Consider the following 15,600-nt stretch of genomic DNA (forward strand, 5'->3'; position numbering starts at 1 on the left):
ACCTGCGAAGCTAGCACGCCGAGTGGGCCTTAACCAGGGACATTTGGAACCCCGGTACGCGATGTCCCAACGCGTACCGTCGGACGCGCGAGCTGACCGGATTCCGACGCCTACAACCGAGGGTCCACCGGCTCCGACTCCAGCGCCAGCACGCCGAACACGGCCTCGTGCACCCGCCACAGCGGTTCGCCCCCGGCGAGCCGGTCCAGGGCCTCAAGACCCAGCGCGTACTCGCGCAGTGCGAGTGAGCGCTTGTGGCCGAGGGAGCGTCCCCGCAGCCGGTCGAGGTTCTCGGGCCGCGTGTACTCCGGCCCGTAGACGATCCGCAGGTACTCCCGGCCCCGGCACTTGATGCCCGGCTGGACCAGCCGGTCGTTCCCGGTGTGTGCCACCGCCTGGACGGGCTTGACGACCATGCCCTCGCCGCCGCGGCCGGTCAGCTCCAGCCACCAGTCGACCCCGGCCCGTACCGACGCCGGGTCGTCCGTGTCGACGAACAGGCGCCGGGTGGTCCCCAGGAGTCCGGACGGGTCGGCCGTCACCAGCCGGTCGATCAGCGCGAGCTGCTCGTCGTGCGGCACGGCCGCCAGGCTCCGTCCCTGGGTGGCGAGGATCTGGAAGGGGGCGAGCCGCACTCCTTCCAGACCGGACGTGGGCCAGCAGTACCGCCGGTACGCGTCGGTGAAAGCAGCCGCGTCGACGGCGCGTTCCCGCTGCTTGGCGAGCAGTTCCCCCACCTCGACGCCCCGAGCCGCCGCCCTCTCCAGTGCGGCCACCGCACCCGGGAACACCGCCCCGGCCGCGGCGCCCACGGCGGCGTACTGCGAGCGCAGCAGGCCGGCGGCCTTGAGCGACCAGGGCAGCAGCTCGGCGTCGAGCAGCAGCCAGTCCGTCTCCAGTTCCTCCCACAGGCCGGCCTCCGTGGCGGCGTCCCGCACCCGCCCGAGGATCTCCTCGGTGAGGGAGACACCCGCGGCCGAGCCCTCCACGGAGTCCGCGGAGTGCGCCGAGTCCGGGAAGAAGGGGCGGCCCGTACGGGTGTACAGCGCGCCCGTGGCCCCGGTCGTCGCCCCGAACCGTGCGCGCGCCGTCTCCGCGTTCCGGCACACCAGCGCCACCGCCCGCGAGCCCATGTGCTTCTCCTCGCACACGACCCGCGCGACCCCGTCGGCCCGGTACTGCTCGAAGGCCTCGGCCGGGTGTTCCAGGAAGTGCTCGTCGGCGGCTCCGCCGCGGGCCTCCACCCGCGAGGCGGACGTGGGTGCCATGGTCGGCGGCAGGTACGGCATCAGGCGCGGGTCCACGGCGAAGCGGCTCATGACCTCCAGGGCCGCGGCGGCGTTCTCCTCGCGCACGGAGACGCGCCCCGCGTGCCGGGTCTCGACGACCCGGCGGCCGTGCACGTCCGCGAGGTCGAGCGGCCGTCCCTCGTGGCCGCCAGGCGCCTCGGAGGCCAGCGGCCTGACCGGCTCGTACCAGACCTTCTCGGCCGGTACGTCGACGAGTTCGCGCTCGGGCCAGCGCAGCGCGGTGAGCTTGCCGCCGAACACGGCTCCGGTGTCCAGGCAGATGGTGTTGTTGAGCCAGGTGGCCTCCGGCACGGGGGTGTGCCCGTAGACGACCGCCGCCCGGCCCCGGTAGTCCTCGGCCCACGGGTAGCGCACGGGCAGCCCGAACTCGTCGGTCTCGCCGGTGGTCTCGCCGTACAGCGCGTGCGAGCGCACCCGGCCCGACGTACGGCCGTGGTACTTCTCCGGCAGGCCGGCGTGGCAGACGACGAGCCCGCCGCCGTCGAGGACGTAATGGCTGACGAGCCCGTCCACGAACTCGCGTACCTGCCGCGTGAACTCCTCGCTCTCGCCCTCCATCTGCTCGATGGTCTCGGCGAGGCCGTGGGTGTGCTGGACCTTGCGGCCCTTGAGGTAGCGGCCGTACTTGTTCTCGTGGTTGCCCGGTACGCACAGGGCGTTGCCCGAGCCGACCATGGACATCACCCGGCGCAGGACGCCCGGGGAGTCCGGGCCGCGGTCGACGAGGTCGCCGACGAACACGGCCGTACGCCCCTCGGGGTGCACGCCGTCCGCGTAGCCCAACGTGGCCAGCAGCGACTCCAGTTCGGAGGCACAGCCGTGGATGTCGCCGATGATGTCGAAGGGTCCGGTGAGGTGGGTCAGGTCGTTGTACCGCTTCTCGGTGCGGACCTCGGCGGTCTCGGCCTCCTCCACACCCCGCAGGACGTGCACCTTACGGAAGCCCTCGCGCTCCAAGTGCCGCAGCGAGCGCCGCAGTTCGCGGGACTGCCGCTGGACGACGCGGCGCGGCACGCCGGGGCGGTCGGTGCGCGAGGCATTGCGCTCGGCGCACACTGCCTCGGGCACGTCCAGCACGATGGCGATGGGCAGCACGTCGTACTTCCTGGCGAGCTCGATCAGCTGCTTGCGGCTGTCCGACTGCACGCTGGTCGCGTCCACGACGGTGCGCCGGCCCGCCGCGAGACGCTTGCCCGCGATGTAGCCGAGGACGTCGAAGGCGTCCTTGCCGGCGCTCTGATCGTTCTCGTCGTCGGCGACGAGGCCCCGGCAGAAGTCCGACGAGATCACCTCGGTCGGCTTGAAGTGCCGCCGGGCGAAGGTGGATTTGCCCGAGCCGGACGCGCCGATCAGCACGACGAGGGAGAGGTCGGTGACGGGCAGGGTACGCACTTTGTTGTCGGTGCTGCTGCTGTCGGTGCTGGTGCTGTCGGTGCTGGTGCTGTCGGTGCTGGTCATGCGGCCTTCGCCTCCTTCGTGTCCTGTGCGCGCAGTGCGAAGACCGCCATCTGGGTCGGCGGACCCACCTCGGGATCGTCCGGCCCGACCGGTACGAACTCCACGCCGTACCCGTGCCGTTCGGCCACCTCGCCCGCCCAGGCCCTGAACTCGGCGCGCGTCCACTCGAAGCGGTGGTCGCCGTGGCGCACATGGCCGGCCGGGAGGGTGTCCCAGCGGACGTTGTACTCGACGTTCGGTGTCGTCACGATCACCGTCCTGGGGCGTGCGGAGCCGAACACCGCGTACTCCAGGGCGGGCAGCCGCGGCAGGTCGAGGTGTTCGACGACCTCGCTGAGCACCGCCGCGTCGTATCCCTTGAGCCGCTTGTCGGTGTAGGCGAGCGAGCCCTGGACGAGTTCGACGCGCTCGGACTGCCGCTCCCCCATCCGGTCCAGGCCGAGCCGCCGCGCGGCGACGGTGAGCGCCCGCATCGACACGTCGACCCCGACGATCTCGGTGTAGCGCGTGTCCTTCAGCAGCTCCTGCACCAACTGGCCCTGCCCGCACCCGAGATCGAGCACCCTGCTGGCACCGGTCGCCCGCAGCGCGGCGACGATCGCCTCCCGCCGCCGGACCGCGAGCGGTACGGGCGCCTCCGCGGTGTCCGTCCGCTCGTCGACGGCGTTGTCGATCTCCTCGACCGCGTTGTCGTCCGTCTCGGCGAGCCGTACGAGTTCCAGCCGGTCCATGGCCTGCCGGGTGAGCGTCGAACGGCGCGCCAGGTAGCGGCTGGTGATGAGTTCCTGCTCCGGGTGGTCAGGCAGCCAGCCCTCCCCGGCTCGCAGCAGCTTGTCCACCTCGTCGGAGGAGACCCAGTAGTGCTTGGCGTCGTCGAGCACCGGCATGAGGACGTAGAGGTGCCGCAACGCGTCGGCCAGGCGCTGATCGCCTTCGAGTACGAGGCTCACGTACCGGGAGTCGCCCCACTCGGGGAACTCCGTGTCCAGCGGCACCGGGTCCGCGCTCACCGTCCACCCGAGCGGCTCGAAGAGCGCGCGTACGACATCGGTGCCGCCGGCGGCCGGCAGTGCGGGCACCTCGATGCGCAGGGGCAGCGGGCGGGCGGGCAGCTCCGGCTTCGCCTGGCAGACGCCCTTCATCGCGCTGGAGAACACGTTGCTCAGCGCCACGGCGAGCAGCGAGGAGGCGGCGTAGGGGCGGTCGTTGACGTACTGCGCGAGAGCCGCGTCCGGCGCTCCGCCACGGCCCCTGCCCTTGCCGCGCCGGACCAGTGCCACCGCGTCCAGCTCCAGGAGCAACGCCGCCGTGCAGCGCTCCGCGCTCGCCTCGGGGTAGAAGACGTGCGCCTTGCCGTAGGAGGTGCTGAACGCCTGCGCCTTGTCAGGATGCTTGTGCAGCAGATACCCGAGCTCGGTCGCGGGGCGCCCCGGGGCGCCGGTGGTACTGATCGAAAGGAACACTGAGCTGCCTCGAAATGTCATCTGAACTGCGGAAACCTGCCCTGTCCGGGCGCCCGCCCAACGTACAGCGAACACTTCCGCCGCACGCAGGCATTTTCGAGGGCGCGGGGCCGTCGACACAGCACCGCGCCCCTGCGGGCACCGCCGCTCAGAGCTGGGACTGGACCTGGGAGGAGATGAGGTCCAGGTGGTCCAGGTCGTCGAGGTCGAGGATCTGGAGGTAGATCCGCCGGGAGCCGATCTCCGCGAAACGGCCGATCCTGTCGACGACCTCGGCCGGGGAACCCGCCAGGCCGTTGGCCTTGAGCTCCTCCACCTCACGGCCGATCGTGGCCGCCCGGCGGGCCACCTCGGCGTCGTCCCTGCCCACACAGGCGACGAGCGCGTTCGAGTAGACGAGGTCGGAGCCCTTGCGGCCGGCCTGCTCCGCGGCGGCCCGCACCCGGCCGAACTGGCGCTCGCTGTCCTCGACGGACGCGAACGGCATGTTGAACTCGTCGGCGTACCGGCCCGCGAGGCGCGGCGTACGGGACGCGCCGTGGCCGCCGATGAGCACCGGCACCTTGGACTGCGCCGGCTTGGGCAGCGCGGGCGAGTCGGTGAGCTGGTAGTAGGTGCCGTCGTAGGTGAAGGTCTCGCCGGCCTTGGTCTCCCACAGCCCGGTGACGATCGCCAGCTGCTCCTCCAGGCGGGCGAACTTCTCCTTCGGGAACGGGATGCCGTACGCCTTGTGCTCCTCCTCGAACCAGCCCGCGCCCAGGCCCAGTTCGACTCGGCCGCCGGACATCTGGTCGACCTGGGCGACCTGGATCGCCAGGACGCCGGGCAGGCGGAAGGTGCCGGCGGTCATCAGTGTGCCGAGGCGGATGCGCTTGGTCTCGCGGGCGAGTCCGGCGAGGGTGATCCAGGCGTCCGTGGGGCCGGGGAGGCCGTCCACGGACCCCATGCGCAGATAGTGGTCGGAGCGGAAGAAGGCGTCGAAGCCGAGGTCTTCGGTGGCCTTCGCCACGGCGAGCAGGGTGTCATAGGTCGCCCCTTGCTGGGGCTCGGTGAAGATGCGAAGATCCATGCCTCCATCCTGCACGGTCGCACGCCGGTGGACCCCATCGGTACCGCCGGTCGTCCACACCCCCGGTCGGGTGAAATCCGCCCCCGTGACCGGCTCGCCGGAAGGCGTCTTTCAGCCCGTAGGCATCTTTCAGCCCGTCCGGTGTTTGAGGACAAAGGGGGCGAGAGGGCGAGGGGGTGAGGGGCTTGAGGGGCCAGGGGGCAAAGCCCACTACCCCGCCGCCGCCCCCTGATCCCGGACCGCCAGTCTTCGCAACATCTCAAGAACCCGGTCCCGCGACTCGTCCGCCGCGTCGATCGCCTCCATGCACTGCCAGTACGTCCCCTCGTCCGCAGCCGCGCAGGCTATACCGACCAGGGCGATCCCGACCTCCCCGAGCAACCCTCCGAGTTCGAGAAGCGCCCGCCGCGCATCACCCAGCTCGGTCAGTTGCGCCGCCCGTAAGCTGCTGACATCGACCGTCGGAGCGCCCAGAACCCCGCAACCCCGACCGGCCAGTTCCGTCAACCCCAAGGCCTCACCCCGCAGTTCGGGGGGTCCGGACACCGCCAGCCGACTGCCTATCGCCTGGGCGAGGGCCTGGGCCTGCCAGGCCTCGGCCATGGTCCCGGAGGCGTCGCCGCTCCTCATCAGGGCACACCTGCTCGCACCGATGAGCCGCACCGCATCCATCCACTGTCCCCGTCTGTCCCGACGCGTTGTGCACACGCCTGCCCGAACTCCGCCTGCCACTACCCAGAGTGAGGTACCTCGGGACGAAAAGCCAGAGGAAGTCTGAAATCTGCGGACACGGAATCGAATACGAGCAGATCAACAACTACGAAGAGTGACAATCGGAATTGTTGGTCCGTTTTTCCGTGCACAGCACGGGAGTTGGCGCGGTTGGTCGAGTTGGCAGAGCCAGGCGGTCGGGGGCAGTCGGCAGCAGGCAGCAGGCCGTCCGGGGTGAGTCACTCCCCCACCGGGAATCTCACCTCGTTCCGTTCGATCTTCGCGTCCAGCGCCGCGAGGGCATCGACCCCGAGCACGTCACACAACTGGAGCAAGTACGCGAGCACGTCCGCGACTTCGTCCCGTACGCGCGGCGCCTTCTTCGGGTCGTCCATCACCCGGGCCGACTCCTCGGGCGTCAACCACTGGAAGATCTCCAGAAGTTCGGACGCCTCCACGCTGAGCGCAGCGACGAGGTTCTTGGGCGTGTGGTAGGGCTCCCAGTTCCGCGCCGCGGCGAACGCGGCCAGCCGGCGCTGCAGGGTCGCCACATCAAGTTCGGTCACGGTGCAAGGTCTACCACCGTCACCCCGTCCACCCCCGCCGCCCAGGACGCGTCGCTCACGGCCCCCACCAGCCGGATGTGCCCCCGTTCGCACATCCGGGCCGCCAGCCGTACGAGCCCCTCCCGCTGCCGGGCGTCCAGATCACGGTCGAACCCGTCGACGAGCACGGTGAGCGTCTGCAGCGCCGCGGGCACCTCCCCCACCGGGTCGACCTCCAGTACGCCGGGCCCGGTGAGCAGCACCAGGGCCAGCGCGAGATAGCGCAGTTCCCCGTTCCCCAGTCGGCCGAGCGGTGTCCGCAGCCCGTCGCCCCGGTCGAGCCATGCCCGAACAGTGCCGACCGCCCCACCGGCCCCGGGCTCCGCCAGTACGTCGCACACCGGCCCCGCGCACCCCGCCCGCACCGCGTCGACCAGCAGCCCGTGCCGCCGCCCGCACTCGGAACGCGTACGCCACAGAACTTCGGCGAGGTTGTCGCAGCCGCGCAGCAGCCGTCCCGCGCCGAGCGGCACCTCGGTGCGCACGGAGCGGGGCAGCGGGTCGCACACGAAGACCGAGCGCAGCGCGACCACCATCTGCTCGGCGGCGGCGAGGACTTGGCGCTGGCCGTCCGTCCTGCCCGCTACCCGCAGCGGCAGCAGCGCGGTGCCGAGCCGGTCGTCGGGAAGCGCCGCCCTCGTCACGAGGGACGGGCCCGCCGTGTGCCAGGCCGCCTGCACCGCCCCGCGGCCCGGATTTCGCAGGGCCGTCTCCAGCAGGGTGCGCCCGCCGGCGGTCAGCCGCTCGCCCACGATACGAAGGTGTGGCTCGGCCTGTACGGCCACATCGAGCCGTACGGGACCCTCGGGACCGTCCGCCGTGCAGCCGATACGGAACCCGCGGCGCCGCTGGGCGTCGGGCCGGGCCCACTCGGGCACACAGGCGGCCGGGTCCAGGAACACCTCGCCGAGTTCGGCGCCGCCGCCGAGCCGGGCCAGTGCCTCGTAGGCCCGCAAGGCACTGGACTTGCCGCTGCCGCTGGGCCCGCAGAGGAGACTGAGAGGCCCGAGCGGGAATCCGGCACCGCGGTGGGCGGCGAACGCGGACAGCCGCAACTCGGTGACGCTCGGCCGGTCGGGACGAGGCTGTTCCGCCTCCGCGCGCCCCGGCCCCGTCAGGGGCGCGGGGAACGGCGCGATCTTTTCGCCTGCGGGGCAGCGGAGAGGCACGGTCATGTCCGGACCGTAGGACTCCGCCCCGAGGCGGAACCGTTTCGTCCGCGGACCTTCCTACGATCGGGGTACCCGGTCACAGCGGTTGCCGGGAACACAGTGGTTGCCGGGAAGGTCCGCGCCGAGAACGTCCGCGCGGAGAAGTCACACGCCGGGGATCCCGGCCCCCTGCATCAGCCCCGCCACCTCGGTGCCCGGTGGCGTCAGCAGGAAGACGTTCTTGTCGACCCGGTGCATCCCGCTCGCCAGGCCGAAGACCACACCCGTACTGAAGTCGAGCACACGCTTGGCGATGTCCGTATCGGCGCTGGTGAGATCCAGAAGGACCGGGATACCGGCCATCAGGGTCTCGGCGACCTCGCGGGCGTCCGCGAAGATGTTGATGCGCAGCACCACGAAGCGGCGCCGCGTCTCGGTCTCGGCCTCCGGCGGCGCCCGATGGCCGACCGCCGACGGCCAGGCATCGCGGCCGCGCAGAGGAACTACCTGGGCGAGCCCTTCCCACTGTTCATCGGTGACGTCGTGGCTGTTCACCGGCTCCCCCCACCCTGTCGTGCCTGAGTAGTGCCCGGAATCGTGCTGATTGCCTGCACCAGTCGTTGTCGGGCCATTGTTGCGCATGGTCACCCGTTCGGCCGAATGCGACACGGTCCGCAGCCGACCGCCGTAGTCTGCGGAACCCTCGCACCGGCTCCTCACACCGGGCCGGCCACCGCTGTGTGACGGGCGTAACCCCTCAAGATCGCGCCACGTGACACAGGCGTAACGGGCAATTCGTACAGTCGGAACCCTGAGAGAAGCCGGCGAAGGGCAGCGCGTGAGCACGACCATCCCCACGTCCTCCCCCATGTCCCAGGTGCGCACGGTCTGCTCGTACTGCGGCGTCGGCTGCGGCATGGTCCTCGACATCGGGATGGGCCCCGACGGGCGGCGTACGGTCCTGAAGGCGTCCGGGGACAAGGCGCACCCGGCGAACCGCGGCCGGCTGTGCACCAAGGGGGCGACCACCGCGGACATGCTCGCGGCGCCGGGGCGGCTCTCCACCGCGCTCGTACGGGAGGACCGCGGAGCCGGGCCCGCACCGGTGTCCGTGGACGCGGCGATCGCCGAGACCGCGCGGCGGCTGCGCGCGGTCATCGACGAGCACGGGCCCGACGCCTTCGCCCTCTACGTCTCGGGACAGCTGAGCCTGGAGGCCCAGTATCTGGCGAACAAGCTGGCCAAGGGCTTCGTACGGACGAATCAGATCGAGTCCAACTCCCGGCTGTGCATGGCGAGCGCGGGTGCCGGTTACAAGCTGTCGCTGGGGGCCGACGGGCCGCCCGGCTCGTACCAGGACTTCGAGTCGGCGGACGTCTTCCTCGTCATCGGCTCGAACATGGCCGACTGCCATCCGGTCCTGTTCCTGCGGATGATGGACCGGGTGAAGTCGGCGGGCGCGAAGGTGATCGTCGTCGACCCGCGGCGCACCGCCACCGCCGACAAGGCCGATCTGTACCTGCGGGTCAAGCCGGGTACGGATCTCGCCCTGCTGAACGGGCTGCTGTACCTGCTCCACGAGAACGGGCACACGGATCCCGCCTTCGTCGCGGCCCACACGGAGGGCTGGGAGGCCATGCCCGGCTTCCTCGCCGACTATCCGCCCGCCGCCGTCGCCTCAATCACCGGCATACCGGAGGACGACATCCGTACGGCCGCGCGGCTGATCGGCGAGGCGGGCGAGTGGATGAGCCTGTGGACCATGGGCCTCAACCAGTCCACACACGGCACGTGGAACACGAACGCCCTGGTCAACCTGCATCTCGCCACCGGCGCGATCTGCCGTCCGGGGTCCGGCCCCTTCTCGCTCACCGGGCAGCCCAATGCCATGGGCGGTCGCGAGATGGGGTACATGGGGCCCGGTCTGCCGGGGCAGCGTTCCGTGCTCGTCGACGCCGAGCGCGCCTTCGTCGAGGAGCTGTGGGAGCTGCCGCCCGACACCCTCCGCAAGGACGGGGTCGGCAGGGGCACGGTCGAGATGTTCCGGAAGATGGCCGACGGCGAGATCAAGGCCTGCTGGATCATCTGCACCAATCCGGTCGCCTCGATGGCCAACCGCCGGACGGTCATCGAGGGCCTTGAGGCCGCCGAGTTCGTCGTCACGCAGGACGTGTTCGCCGAGACCGAGACGAACGCGTACGCCGATGTCGTGCTCCCCGCCGCGATGTGGACCGAGACCGAGGGCGTCCTCATCAACAGCGAGCGCGACCTCACGCTCGCCCGGCCCGCCGTGGAGCCGCCCGGCGAGGCGCTCGCGGACTGGCGGCTCATCGCGCGCGTGGCCTGCGAGATGGGCTACGAGAAGGGGTTCTCGTACGGGAGCGCGGAGGAGATCTTCGAGGAGATCAAGCGCGCGTGGAACCCGGCGACGGGATGGGATCTGCGGGGGGTCACGTACGAGCGGTTGCGGGGTGCGTCCGTGCAGTGGCCGGTCGCGGACGAGGAGGGGCCCGACCGGAATCCGATCCGGTACGTCGGGTCCGGTGGCCCCGTCTTTCCGACGGCCAGTGGGCGGGCCGTGTTCCATGCCCGGCCGCACATGCCCGCCGCCGAGCTGCCCGACGACGATTTTCCCTTCGTACTCAACACCGGGCGGCTTCAGCATCAGTGGCACACGCTGACGAAGACGGGGCGGGTGGCCAAGCTCAACAAGCTCGATCCGGGGCCGTTCGTCGAGGTGCATCCGGACGATGCGGCCGTGCTCGGCGTGGGTGACGGGGACCGGGTCGAGGTCGCCTCGCGGCGGGGGCGTGCCGTGCTGCCCGCGGTCGTGACGGACCGGGTGCAGGTGGGGTGTCTGTTCGCGCCGTTCCACTGGAACGACCTGTTCGGGGAGTATCTGAGCGTCAATGCCGTCACCAGTGACGCCGTTGATCCTGTGTCCTTTCAGCCGGAGCTGAAGGTGTGTGCGGTGGCTCTGACGCGGGTTTCCTCCCCGCTGGGGGCGCTGCCCCCGGGCCCCCGCTCCTCAAACGCCGGAGGGGCTGAAAGCACGGGGGCAGGAGGGGCTGCGATCGCCGGTGTTCTCGGGCTGGAGCCCGGTCCCCCGCCTGTCCTCTCCTCCTCCGAGCGCCAGTACCTCACCGGCTTTCTCGCCGGACTCCCCGCGGGCTCACCCGGTGTGCCCGTACTTCCCTCGGACGCGCCCTTCGACGCGGATCACGCGCTCTGGTTGAACGGTGTTCTCGCCGGTATGCACTCCCGCGCAACCGACATCCCGCGGGTCACGCGGGCCCCCGCTCCCCTCCGCGAAGTCGTCGTCCTCTGGGCCTCGCAGACCGGGAACGCCGAGGACTTCGCCGCGGCGGCTGCCGAGCGGCTCACCGCCGGCGGTCACAGGGCCACGCTCCTCGGCATGGACGACGCCGACCCGCGTGCCCTGCCGCCGGGTGCGGACCTGCTGCTCGTCACCAGTACGTTCGGCGACGGGGAGGCTCCCGACAACGGTTCCGGTTTCTGGGCGGCCCTGGAGCTGCCCGAGCCGCCCCGCATGGACGGCGTGCGCTATGCCGTGCTGGCCCTGGGCGACTCCTCGTACGACGACTTCTGCGGGCACGGTCGGCGGCTCGACCAGCGGCTGGACGAGTTGGGCGGGGTGCGGCTCGCTCCGCGTACGGACTGCGAGCCGGACTACGAGGTGCCCGCGCGGGCCTGGCTCGACCAGGTGGTCGGCGCGCTCGCCACCGGCCGGGAACCCGCCCCGGCAGCAGCGGTTGCCGCACCGGCCCCCGCGTCGACCGCGTCGGGGAAACCCGCCGCCGTCACCGCCCGGCTCGTCGGGAACCGGCTGCTCAGCCTGCCCGGCGCGGGCAAGGAGGTGCGCCGGTTCACCTTCGACACCCGGGGCGGTGACGTCCCGCTGGCGTACGAGGCCGGGGACGCGCTCGGCGTACGGCCGCTCAACTCGTCCGCGCTGGTGGATGAATGGCTGGCAGTGGCCGGACTCGATCCCACAACCACCGTCGAAGTCGCCGGAGTTGGGCACACCTCCGTCGGCGATGCCCTCCGACGGCATCTCGACATCACCCGCATCTCCCCGGATCTGCTGCGCTTCGTCGCCGAACGGACCGGTGACAACCGTGACTTGCGGCGGCTGCTGCGGCCCGACAACAAGGACGGGCTGGCCAAGTGGAGTTGGGGGCGACAGGCCGTCGATGTCATCGCCGAGCACCCGGTGCGCGCGAGCGCCCAGGAGTGGGCCGGGGTCCTGAAGCGGCTCCAGCCCCGCCTGTACTCCATATCGTCCAGCCCGCTCACCGACCCGCACCACGTGTCACTCACGGTCTCCGTGGTGCGGTACGAGAACCTCGGCGGGCGGGCCCGTGGCGGGGTCTGTTCGCCCTTCCTCGCCGACGCCGAAGCGGGGACACCGGTACCCGTGTTCGTACAGCGCTCTCCGCGTTTCAGGCCCCCGGCCGATCCGGCGACCCCGATGGTGATGGTCGGGCCCGGCACCGGCATCGCCCCCTTCGTCGGCTTCCTGGAGGAGCGGCGGGCCCTCGGGCACCGGGCACCGAACTGGCTGTTCTTCGGCGAACAGCACCGGGCGACCGACTTCTATTACGAGGAGGAGCTGGACGGCTTCCTCGCCGACGGCACCCTCAGCCGGCTGGACACGGCCTTCTCCCGCGACCAGCGCGCCAAGGTCTACGTCCAGGACCGGCTGCGCGAACACGGACCCGAGCTGTGGTCGTGGCTCCAGGACGGCGCCCGCTTCTACGTCTGCGGCGACGCCTCCCGCATGGCCAAGGACGTCGACCGGGCCCTGCGGGACATCGCGGTCGCCCACGGCGGGCTGGGCGAGACGGAGGCCGCGGCGTACCTGAAGCAGTTGGCGGCGGAGAAGCGCTACGTCAGGGACGTGTACTGAGCCACGGCCTCCGCGCCTAAACCTGTACCGTTCGTTTACTTGAACTGTTCGTGTTTATGTCAGTAGGTTGGGGGCATGACCGCACCCCGGACTCCGACGACCGCCGAAGAGCTGCGCGGCGCCGGCCTGCGGGTGACGGCCGCCCGTGTCGCGCTGCTCGAAACCGTGCGGTCCGGTGCTCATCTCGGTGTGGAGGCCATCGCCACCGAGGTACGGGCCCGCGTGGGCCACATCTCGCTGCAAGCCGTGTACGAGGCGCTCCACGCGCTGACCACGGCGAAGCTCGTCCGTCGCATCGAGCCGCCCGGCAGCCCGGCCCTCTTCGAGGGACGCGTCGGGGACAACCACCACCATCTCGTGTGCCGGTCGTGCGGAGTCGTGGCCGACGTCGACTGCGCGACCGGCCACGCCCCCTGCCTCACCGCGTCCCAGGACCACGGTTTCTCGGTCGACGAGGCCGAGGTCATCTACTGGGGCCTGTGCCCCGCCTGCGCCCCCGCTTCCACCCCTCTTTAGTTCCTGTAATTCCTGTAGTTCCGGCTCCTGCAACTCCTGTTCCTGTAGTTCCTGAGCATGTGAACCACGCCGTTCGGAAGGATTCCCCATGACCGACAACCATGACGCGATCGTCACGGACCCTGAGCCGCAGGAGTCGGGCGGCTGCCCGGTCGCCCACGGCCGCGCCCCGCACCCGACCCAGGGCGGAGACAACCGTCAGTGGTGGCCCGAGCGCCTCAACCTGAAGATCCTTGCCAAGAACCCGGCCGTGTCGAACCCGCTCGGTGAGGAGTTCGACTACGCCGAGGCGTTCCAGGGCCTCGACCTTCCCGCGGTCAAACGTGACATCGCCGAGATACTGACGACCTCTCAGGACTGGTGGCCCGCCGACTTCGGCAACTACGGGCCGCTCATGATCCGTATGGCCTGGCACAGCGCCGGCACGTACCGCATCAGCGACGGTCGCGGCGGCGGCGGCGCCGGTCAGCAGCGTTTCGCGCCGCTGAACAGCTGGCCGGACAACGTCAACCTCGACAAGGCCCGCCGTCTGCTGTGGCCCGTCAAGAAGAAGTACGGCCAGAGCCTGTCGTGGGCCGACCTGATGATCCTCACCGGCAACGTCGCCCTGGAGACGATGGGCTTCGAGACCTTCGGCTTCGCCGGTGGCCGCGCCGACGTGTGGGAGCCCGACGAGGACGTCTACTGGGGTCCCGAGACCACCTGGCTCGACGACCAGCGCTACACCGGTGACCGTGAGCTGGAGAGCCCGCTCGGCGCCGTCCAGATGGGCCTCATCTACGTCAACCCCGAGGGCCCGAACGGCAACCCGGACCCGCTGGCCTCGGCCCGCGACATCCGTGAGACGTTCCGCCGGATGGCGATGAACGACGAGGAGACGGTCGCCCTGATCGCGGGCGGTCACACCTTCGGCAAGACCCACGGCGCGGGCCCGTCGGAGAGCGTCGGCGACGACCCCGAGGCCGCCTCGTTCGAGGAGCAGGGCCTCGGCTGGAAGAGCACCTACGGCACCGGCAAGGGCGGCGACACCATCACCAGTGGCCTTGAGGTCACCTGGACGAGCACGCCCACGCAGTGGAGCCACGGCTTCTTCAAGAACCTGTTCGAGTACGACTGGGAACTGACGAAGAGCCCCGCGGGTGCAAACCAGTGGGTCGCGAAGGACGGCGCCGGCGCCGGTACGGTCCCGGACGCGCACGACCCGTCGAAGAGCCACGCCCCGAAGATGCTGACGGCCGACCTCGCGCTCCGGTTCGACCCGGCGTACGAGGAGATCTCGCGCCGCTTCTACGAGAACCCCGACCAGTTCGCGGACGCCTTCGCCCGTGCCTGGTACAAGCTCACCCACCGTGACCTGGGCCCGAAGTCCCTCTACCTCGGTCCGGAGGTTCCGGAGGAGACCCTGCCGTGGCAGGACCCGGTCCCGGCGGTCACGCACGAGCTGGTCGACGCGGCGGACATCGCCGAGCTCAAGAGCCAGCTCCTCGCCTCGGGCCTCACGGTCTCCGAGCTGGTGTCCACGGCGTGGGCCTCGGCCTCGACCTTCCGTGGCAGCGACAAGCGCGGCGGCGCCAACGGCGCGCGCATCCGTCTCCAGCCGCAGAGCGGCTGGGAGGTCAACAACCCCGACCAGCTCGCCTCGGTGCTGCGCACCCTGGAAGGCGTCCAGGAGTCCTTCAACTCCGCGCGGACCGGCGGCAAGCAGATCTCCCTCGCCGACCTGATCGTCCTCGCCGGTGCGGCGGGCGTCGAGAAGGCGGCCAAGGACGGCGGCGTCGACATCGAGGTGCCGTTCACGCCGGGTCGCACCGACGCGTCGCAGGAGCAGACGGACGTGGAGTCGTTCGCCGCGCTGGAGCCGACCGCCGACGGGTTCCGCAACTACCTCGGCAAGGGCAACCGCCTCCCCGCCGAGTTCCTGCTGCTCGACAGGGCGAACCTGCTCAAGCTGAGCGCTCCCGAGCTGACCGTCCTCGTCGGCGGCCTGCGCGTCCTGGGCGCCAACCACGGCCAGTCCGCGCACGGCGTCTTCACCGACACCCCGGGAACCCTGACGAACGACTTCTTCGTCAACCTCCTGGACCTGGGCACCACGTGGAGCTCCACCTCGTCCGACCAGACCACCTTCGAGGGCCGCGACGCCTCCACCGGCGAGGTCAAGTGGACCGGCACCCGTGCCGACCTGGTCTTCGGCTCGAACTCCGAGCTGCGCGCGCTCGCCGAGGTCTACGCGAGCGACGACGCCAAGGAGAAGTTCGTGAAGGACTTCGTGGCGGCCTGGACGAAGGTCTCGAACGCGGACCGCTTCGACCTGGTCTGATCGTTTCAGTCACGCAGGAATGACGTCCGGGTCGGCCCTCCAGGGCCGTCCCGGACTTCTTCGCGTG

Annotated in this window: 10 protein-coding genes; 3 read left to right on the top strand and 7 right to left on the bottom strand. The window is 70.8% G+C overall.

All coding sequences use genetic code 11. The annotated features are described in order from the left end of the window. Positions 1-110: 110 nt before the first annotated feature. The 7 genes from ACIOKD_RS02720 to ACIOKD_RS02750 form a co-directional block, all read right to left on the bottom strand. Positions 111-2,768: a polynucleotide kinase-phosphatase gene (locus tag ACIOKD_RS02720; RefSeq protein WP_402077162.1), complete on the bottom strand. Its 2,658-nt coding sequence runs from the start codon at positions 2,766-2,768 to the stop codon at positions 111-113. Further along, complete coding sequence (locus tag ACIOKD_RS02725; RefSeq protein ID WP_402077164.1) at positions 2,765-4,231, bottom strand: 3' terminal RNA ribose 2'-O-methyltransferase Hen1; 1,467 nt, start codon at positions 4,229-4,231, stop codon at positions 2,765-2,767. Before ACIOKD_RS02725 ends, ACIOKD_RS02720 begins: the two co-directional genes overlap by 4 nt. A 148-nt stretch (positions 4,232-4,379) precedes the next feature. Next, positions 4,380-5,300 (bottom strand): LLM class F420-dependent oxidoreductase, encoded by a 921-nt coding sequence (locus ACIOKD_RS02730; RefSeq protein WP_402077167.1) that lies wholly within the window; start codon positions 5,298-5,300, stop codon positions 4,380-4,382. A gap of 210 nt (positions 5,301-5,510) precedes the next feature. Next, positions 5,511-5,972, bottom strand: coding sequence for a DUF6099 family protein (locus ACIOKD_RS02735; protein ID WP_402077170.1), 462 nt, complete (start codon positions 5,970-5,972; stop codon positions 5,511-5,513). A 278-nt stretch (positions 5,973-6,250) separates the two neighbouring features. Continuing rightward, the gene (locus tag ACIOKD_RS02740; protein ID WP_402077172.1) at positions 6,251-6,577 is read right to left on the bottom strand and encodes a nucleotide pyrophosphohydrolase; all 327 of its coding nucleotides are present in this window, start codon (positions 6,575-6,577) and stop codon (positions 6,251-6,253) included. Then, the gene (locus ACIOKD_RS02745) at positions 6,574-7,791 is read right to left on the bottom strand and encodes an ATP-binding protein (RefSeq protein ID WP_402077175.1); all 1,218 of its coding nucleotides are present in this window, start codon (positions 7,789-7,791) and stop codon (positions 6,574-6,576) included. The genes ACIOKD_RS02740 and ACIOKD_RS02745 overlap by 4 nt, the downstream gene beginning before the upstream one ends. Before the next feature lie 141 nt (positions 7,792-7,932). Beyond that, entirely contained in the window at positions 7,933-8,322 is a 390-nt protein-coding gene (locus tag ACIOKD_RS02750) for a cell division protein SepF (RefSeq protein ID WP_402077178.1), read from the bottom strand. A gap of 313 nt (positions 8,323-8,635) precedes the next feature. On the opposite strand from ACIOKD_RS02750, the gene ACIOKD_RS02755 reads away from it, so the two are divergent. The 3 genes from ACIOKD_RS02755 (at position 8,636) to katG (ending at position 15,533) form a co-directional block, all read left to right on the top strand. Beyond that, complete coding sequence (locus ACIOKD_RS02755; protein ID WP_402077687.1) at positions 8,636-12,697, top strand: molybdopterin-dependent oxidoreductase; 4,062 nt, start codon at positions 8,636-8,638, stop codon at positions 12,695-12,697. 75 nt (positions 12,698-12,772) lie between these two features. Next, positions 12,773-13,213, top strand: a complete 441-nt coding sequence (locus tag ACIOKD_RS02760; RefSeq protein WP_402077180.1) for a Fur family transcriptional regulator — start codon at positions 12,773-12,775, stop codon at positions 13,211-13,213. Between the two features lie 88 nt (positions 13,214-13,301). Next, the gene (gene katG / locus ACIOKD_RS02765; protein WP_402077183.1) at positions 13,302-15,533 is read left to right on the top strand and encodes a catalase/peroxidase HPI; all 2,232 of its coding nucleotides are present in this window, start codon (positions 13,302-13,304) and stop codon (positions 15,531-15,533) included. Positions 15,534-15,600: the final 67 nt, after the last annotated feature.

The organism is Streptomyces sp. NPDC087844 (genome assembly GCF_044742785.1).
Lineage (GTDB): Bacteria > Actinomycetota > Actinomycetes > Streptomycetales > Streptomycetaceae > Streptomyces.